The following is a 2646-nucleotide window of genomic DNA, read 5'->3' as shown; positions in this document are numbered from 1 at the left end:
GGGCACGAACCCCATACCTGACAAGGACCCGAATCCTGCACGATTCGGGTCCTTTTTTCAACGGTGTTCGATGGCCGCCCCGGCAGATGCTGTGCAAAATGGACTAGGCTTCCCTCCCCTACCCCGTCAGCGAGGATAGGTTCGCTATGAAGTCGTCGCTATAGAAACTGCCGGCTCTGCAACGCCATGGAGCTTAGCGAACCAGTCATCATGTCTTTAATCCTCCCAACCTCTATTCTCCCAACCGTCTATCCCTCGACTTCTACCCTCTCGTACAAGAGCGCTTAATCGCTGATCGCCACCCTGGTTCTCCCCCTGGTCTGACCCTGAAAACACCCTGAGTGGGCCTTCACCCGGTGTTGCAATAAGAACAGCAGCATTCAAGGGCGAGAAAGGAGCACACCATGGAGGGAAAGTCCCTTTCCCTGGGTGGATCAATCACAGGAACCGGGGCCTCAGGACCGATGGGCGGGGGCGGCTCGCAAACCGCAGTTCGAACCAAGGCACGCACTCCTGGCCTGGCCTCCCTGGTGCGATCCTTTCTGCATGAGCATCGGTCCTCCTACACGGTCATGGTCTTGGCGGTCATGGCCGCTTCGGTCCTTACCAGCGCCTGGGCCCAGGTAGCCATTGCCGCTCGGAAGGGCGACGGGATGCCAGATACTCGCGCAATGAATTCCTACGACCGCGCTATGACCCTGTTATTACAAGACGGCGCTTCACTGATATCCATAATGTACGCCTGCATATGCGGGTTCGTCTCCATCTTCCTCGTCATCACTTCTGTGGGGTTCCTGATCGAGCGCCGTCGTCGCGAGTATGCCATGATGCGGCTTTCAGGCGCCTCTCCCAGGACCGTGAGATTCATCTCCCTACTGGAATTCATGATTCCGGTAGGTTTGGCCGCCCTCCTGGGCAGTTTGGCGGGATGCCTGCTGGTGCCCGCATTCGCCAAGTCCCTAATCAACTCAGGCTTTGAAGCGCTGGAAATGACCGCGCATCCCCACCCCACGGGAATTTTCTTCACTTTCGTAGGGATACTCCTGGCAGGCCTCTTGGGAACCTGGTTCGCTGCCAGGAGGATTACCGCGATCTCTCCCATCGAGGCCCTGCAGGACTCGGGAAATCGGTCAGGGACCAAGTCAATCGGTCCTCTTCGCCTGATAATCGCCCTGGCCGGCCTGGCTGGAGGACTGGCCATGGTCTATCATCGCTTCAAGGGCATGGACATTGAAATCCAGATCATGGCCTCGACCGGCTGTCTGCTCGTCATCATCGGCGCCCTGGCCCCTGTCCTGGTTCCGGCCTGTGCCGACCTGATCGGCATCCCCTTCCAACTGGCCTTCCGAGGCGCCGGTCTCCTGGCGCGGCAAAGGGCGCGGAAGGAAAACCGGAGCTCCACCGCCGTAGCAGTGCCGATCATACTGATGCTGGTCATCGTAACCGGATTTATAGCCCTGGGACGATCCGGCTGGGCACAAGAAGCCATAAGCCGGTATAAGCCGATCGCTGCCGAAACCATGATCAACGCAGAGACCAATGATCCAAGAGACCTGGATCGCCGACTTCGGTCCATTGCAGACATCGAATCCGCAGTCACCTATAGCGAGGGATCCTGGACAACTGCGGACAAGGAAGATAATGGCGGCAATGACGAACCTTCCGTCATGGCTATGCACGTCAACAAAGCAGGCAAGAGCGTCAATACAATTAGCCCAATCTTCATCAAGGGCTCCGCTGCTGACCTGGGGCCGGGCAAGATCGCCGTTATTGCAAGTGGCCGCACCCAGGAGAAAAACCCTATTGGTCGCAAGCTGACTCTGATCGACAGGTACGACAAAGGCCATACGCTGACCATCACCGCCGTAGTCGATATGACCCCGACGGGGCAGACGGGCGAATACCTGATGACGGATGCAGACCTGTCGCAACTGGCGCCCGACAACAGTGGATCGACCACCCTGGCCAGGACCGCCCCAGGAGTTCGGACAGGCAATCTGATCAGTCAACTCAATGCTTCATGGGACAGGAAGGGCATCAAGGCCTGTACCAAGAAGGAGTACATTCGTTCCAACATCCAAAGGTCACAGAAGGTGCAACGGGCCATGCCCCAGATAGCGAACGGGGCCATCGTCCTAACGGCCATATTCCTGATCCAGGCATGCGCCATCGCAGTCAATGAACGTCGCCAGGAGAATCGGAGAATGCAGGCTGCCGGTGTTTCACGTGGAACATTAGTCTGCTCCTCGATTTGGGAGTCAGTAATCGATGCCCTTTCGGCCATCCTTCTTTCAGCCCTGGCCATGGCGGGGGTGCTTGCCGTCATCTTCCACCAGTTGTCCGGCCAGATAGACATGAGCGTTGTGCCTCTCCCCTACGGCTACTTCCTGACCATGGCACTCTGGGCGATAGGCCTGGCCGCTGCAGCCTCCGGGCTATATAGCTGGTTCAGTTCTCGGGCAGATACGACTCGAAGATGATCCCGTCGAAGTCCGCACTGGCCTCCTCTTGTGCACGCTCGGAGCGGACGGTCCAGGCGATGGGCGTTCCACCCAGGAACCGGTACAGGCGCATGGGCAGTGAGTGCCCGCTGTGCCACTCGCAGGCCACGAAGTCCGGCCGCCCCAGCCAGTTGAAGAGGAGGGA

The 2646-nt window shown here is 58.5% G+C and carries 1 protein-coding gene and 1 pseudogene; one reads left to right on the top strand and one right to left on the bottom strand.

Going from position 1 to position 2646, the window contains the following annotated elements; all coding sequences use genetic code 11:
* Window positions 1–404: 404 nt before the first annotated feature.
* Complete coding sequence (locus tag AC0AP0_RS11635; protein ID WP_490430581.1) at window positions 405–2480, top strand: ABC transporter permease; 2076 nt, start codon at window positions 405–407, stop codon at window positions 2478–2480.
* On the opposite strand, the pseudogene AC0AP0_RS11630 reads toward AC0AP0_RS11635, so the two are convergent.
* A pseudogene (locus AC0AP0_RS11630) lies at window positions 2449–2646 on the bottom strand (glycerophosphodiester phosphodiesterase family protein); the annotation flags it as partial. The gene AC0AP0_RS11635 and the pseudogene AC0AP0_RS11630 overlap by 32 nt on opposite strands.

It is taken from the genome of Bifidobacterium sp. POST2/T3 (B1) (assembly GCF_058197115.1).
Note: the sequence above shows the minus strand (reverse complement) of the source record. Positions and strands in the feature narration are given on the sequence as shown.

Coding starts and splice junctions, on each gene's coding strand:
- AC0AP0_RS11635 (WP_490430581.1), top strand. CDS start 405: ATGGAGGGAAAGTCCCTTTCCCTGGGTGGATCAATCACAGGAACCGGG.